The following is a 4,151-nucleotide window of genomic DNA, read 5'->3' as shown; positions in this document are numbered from 1 at the left end:
ATCGTCGGACTAAACCGCAAAACTGAAAATAATTTTTATTATCAGATAATTAGATGGTTAATAGCAGCGGCGAAGAATAGATCCTGCAAGCTGTGATCGCGCCTCGGCATAAGTTTCGCAGCCATTTGATGACAATGGGACCAGTGGCAATCCATATGTCGGATCGCCACCGGCCCATCGACATCAGAGTGCCTTCGCCGCTCTTTCGATGACGTCAGCAACCTTTTCGGGCTGCGAGGCGAAAACGGCATGACTGGATTTTATCTCCGTCACCGCGCTACCGGCTCGCTTCGCCATCTCACGCTCAAGTTCGGGATTGATGGAGCGGTCTTCAGTCGCGACGATGGACCAGCTCCGCTTCGTCTTCCAGGCGGGATCACCAACCTTCGTGGAAAAGGCTTCCTTCGAGGCGAAAACCTGCGACCTCGCGAGAAATGCGGCGTCGTCTTTCGGCAGGTCGGCGGCGAAATCCTTCGCAAAAGCAGCGGGGTCGAGATAGAGATATTTTCCGTCCTTTGTTTCGCGGATATTCATTCCGCCAGCCGGTTTCGAGCTTGCGAGGCTGAGCAGACTTTCGCCTTTGCCCGGCTGGAAAGCTGCGACATATACGAGACCGGCGACAGCCGGGCTGTGGCCGGCTTCGGTGATCACCATGCCGCCATAGCTGTGACCGACGAGGAGCGTCGGGCCGTCCTGCAGGTCGAGAACCCGATTGGTAGCCGCGACATCGTCGGCAAGCGAGGTGATCGGCTGCTGCACGATCGTGACATTGAAGCCTCGCCGGACGAGGATATCGGATGCCCTGCGCCAGCCCGAACCATCGGCGAGCGCACCATGGACGATGACGATATTTTTGACATCGGCGGCCTGCGCAGCGAAGGCGAGGATACTGGTAGCGAAAGCGAGCGCGAGGGTCGAGATGTAATGACGGTTCATGCGTTTGACTCCTGTTTTCATGGTTGATTTTAAAGGGAAATGAGGTTTCAGCCGAAGGTGAAGGCGTATGCTTCGACACCCGGATCGAGGAAACGGATTTCGAAAGTCCGGGCCTCCACATCGCCGGATTGGCGGACCAGCTGATAGAGTTTTGTCGAGGTCACCGTGCCGTATCCGCCGGCATCGGTATCTGCGCCATGGCTGGCCCCGGGCGCCTTGCCGTCGATCGTCACCCGGAAGCGAACAGGTTTGCTGGCGGCGCCAGGTCCGAGGACCAGATGCAGGTCGCGGGCGCTGAAACGATAGAGGATGCTGCCATCCGCTCGATCCAATACGGCGTGCTCGGCGCCGACCGTCCAGCTTCCGGAGAAGCCCCATTCGTTCAGGCCCGGCTGGTCGATGGAATATGTGTTGGCGGCGTCGGCACGCAGGTTTTCCGGAGAGACGAAGCCGGCGGCGCGTTTGTAGCCGAGATAGCTCTCGCCGGAGCGGATGTTCTTGAGGTCCGGGCTCGCCTCGGCACCTTTTGCCTCCGGCGTCACTGGCGCAGTCGAGGCCATCTCGCTGCCGGCTTCGCGCAGCAGATCCTGGATTGCCTGTTCGGTCTGGGGGTAGTTGCCTTCGCCGAAGTGGTGGTAGCGAATATTGCCTTTTGCATCGATCAGATAATGGGCCGGCCAGTAGCTGTTTTCAAAAGCCCGCCAGATCCTGTAGTCGTTGTCGATCGCGACCGGATAGCCGATCTTGAAGTCGGCGACCGCCTTTTTGACATTGTCGATCTTCTTCTCGAAGGCGAATTCCGGGGCATGCACGCCAATGACGACCAGACCCTGATCCTTGTATTTTTCGGCCCAAGCGCGCACGTAAGGCACGGTGCGGATGCAGTTTATGCAGGAATAGGTCCAGAAATCGATGAGGACGACCTTGCCGCGCAGCTCTTCCGTTGTCAGAGGCGGCGAATTGAGCCATTCGACGGCGCCGTTCAGCGATGGCGCACGCCCTTCCGTGGGAAGATCGCTGAGGAAGGGACTGCCGGTATCCAGGGCGGCAGCCGACGTACCGTTGGCGGCAAGATCGGATGATGATCCGACGGCAGGCTTTTCATGGAGCTGGTCAAGCACAGCCTGTTCGAAGGCAGACGTGCTGGCATAGGAAAGCCGTGCCAGGAGGCCGGTGTCGAGACCCAGCGCGATGACGGCAACGCCGGCCAGAACCGCTGCACCCAGCACCTGGCGAATACGCTCGCTGACGCCCAGCGACCGCTTCATGCCGGCAAAGATCCTCCCGCCGACAAGAAGGGCAACGGCAAGCGACGTCGCCGCACCCGCAGCATAGGCGACCAGCAGGAAGGTCGTTTGCAGATTGGCGCCTTGCAAGGCCGCGCCCGTTAGCACGAGGCCGAGGATTGGTCCGGCGCAAGGCGCCCAGAGCAGCCCGGTCGCCACGCCAAGGATGAAGGCGCTCGCCGCCGCCGGTACGGAGCCCGGCCTGCCGGATGCATTCAGCAGCCTGTTGCCAAAATCGACGACCGGCTGGGTGACGACGCCCGCAATGCGTGGCGAAAGAAGGCTGACCCCGAAGACGGCAAGCAACAGGATCGCAGCAAGACGGCCGTATTCATTCGCATGGATCGCCCAGCTTCCGCCGACCGCTGCAAGCGTCGCGACCAGTGCGAAAGTCACGCTCATGCCAATCAGCATGGGCAGCGTGCTTCTGATGAAGGGCTGTCCCGCGCGGGCAAAGACGAAGGGGAGAATGGGAAGGATGCACGGGCTGAGAATGGTCAGCGCGCCTCCGAGATAGGCAATGATGAGAAGTGTCATCGTCGTTTCCTTGAAGCCGATTGGTGGATTCTGGACGGCGATGGGCGCGACCAGGAACGGTGCCAATCTGGTCGGAGCGACGTATCCCGGATGTGTCCGGCTTCATTGAGAAATGTACCGCAATGTAGGAACCTTTCGGCTCCACGACACGGTGACGCAATCGCCAGCAGCGCTGACCAACAGACGGAACGGATTGTATCAAAACGTATCGAGGACGCCCGATGCTACATCCGCATTCAATCGCGCGCTTGGCGCGACACATGGGGGATACATGCTGCCAGCCTTCTTGCCATCAACACCAATCGAGATGGAGAGAACGATGTCACCCGCATTCAACCACCAGCGTCGCCGCTTCTTCGGTATCGCCGCCATGACCGTGGCTGCCGCCGAATTCGGCATGACCGCGATCGCCAATGCCCGGTCACCCGCCGCATCCCTGGCGGCGGTCAGGGCAGGAGGGAACACCTCCTTCGCAGCGCTGAAGCAGATCAAGGCCGGTGTGCTCGATATCGGATACGCAGAAGCCGGCCCAGTCGATGGTCCCGTTGTCCTGCTCGTTCACGGCTGGCCTTACGATATCCGTAGCTATGTGGATGTCGCACCGATCCTGGCCGATGCAGGCTACCGCGTTATCATTCCCTATCTGCGCGGCCATGGCACGACCCGCTTCCTTTCGGACGAAACGCCGCGTAATGGCCAGCAGGCAGCGCTGGCGGCCGACATGATCGCGTTCATGGATGCACTCGGCGTCGAAAAGGCGATCCTGGGCGGATATGACTGGGGTGCGCGCACCGTTAGCATCATGGCGGCTCTCTGGCCGGAGCGCTGCAAGGCGATGGTTTCGGTCAGCGGCTATCTCATCGGCAGCCAGGCGGCCAACAGCACGCCACTTCCGCCGGCGGCGGAACTTTCCTGGTGGTATCAGTTCTACTTTGCGACGGAGCGGGGACGGCTCGGTTATGCCGCCAACACGCACGAGTTTGCAAAGCTGATCTGGCGGACGGCATCGCCGACATGGAAATTCGACGACGAGACTTTCCATCGCTCGGCTACCACATTCGATAATCCGGACCACGTGGACATCACCATTCATAATTACCGCTGGCGGCTGGGTCTCGCCGAAGGCGAAGCAGAATACGATGCCTACGAGAGGCAGCTGGCGATGCGGCCAATCATCACTATTCCGACGATCACCATGGAAGGCGATGAAAACGCCGCGCCGCATCCGGAACCATCCTCCTATGCAAAGAAGTTCTCTGGAAGATACGAGCACCGAAATGTAGCAGGTGTCGGGCATAATCTGCCCCAGGAGGCGCCGCAGACATTCGCTAAGGCCATCCTTGACGTTGCGAAATTCTGAACGTCAGCCGCCGCGAGAAACTCCTTTACTCG

The 4,151-nt window shown here is 60.0% G+C and carries 3 protein-coding genes; 1 reads left to right on the top strand and 2 read right to left on the bottom strand.

The features are described 5' to 3' along the window. Positions 1–183: 183 nt before the first annotated feature. Both VL202_RS25410 and VL202_RS25405 read right to left on the bottom strand, forming a co-directional pair. Positions 184–936 (bottom strand): alpha/beta hydrolase, encoded by a 753-nt coding sequence (locus VL202_RS25410; RefSeq protein WP_325466838.1) that lies wholly within the window; start codon positions 934–936, stop codon positions 184–186. Between the two features lie 47 nt (positions 937–983). After that, positions 984–2,759 (bottom strand): cytochrome c biogenesis protein DipZ, encoded by a 1,776-nt coding sequence (locus VL202_RS25405; RefSeq protein WP_325466837.1) that lies wholly within the window; start codon positions 2,757–2,759, stop codon positions 984–986. 319 nt (positions 2,760–3,078) lie between these two features. Here VL202_RS25405 and VL202_RS25400 point away from each other — a divergent pair, with 319 nt between their 5' ends. After that, entirely contained in the window at positions 3,079–4,119 is a 1,041-nt protein-coding gene (locus VL202_RS25400) for an alpha/beta hydrolase (RefSeq protein ID WP_325466836.1), read from the top strand. Positions 4,120–4,151 lie beyond the last annotated feature (32 nt).

Origin of the sequence: Pararhizobium sp., from assembly GCF_035497515.1 — a bacterium.
In the GTDB taxonomy this organism is placed as follows: domain Bacteria; phylum Pseudomonadota; class Alphaproteobacteria; order Rhizobiales; family Rhizobiaceae; genus Pararhizobium.
This window is presented reverse-complemented; position numbering and strand designations above follow the sequence as displayed.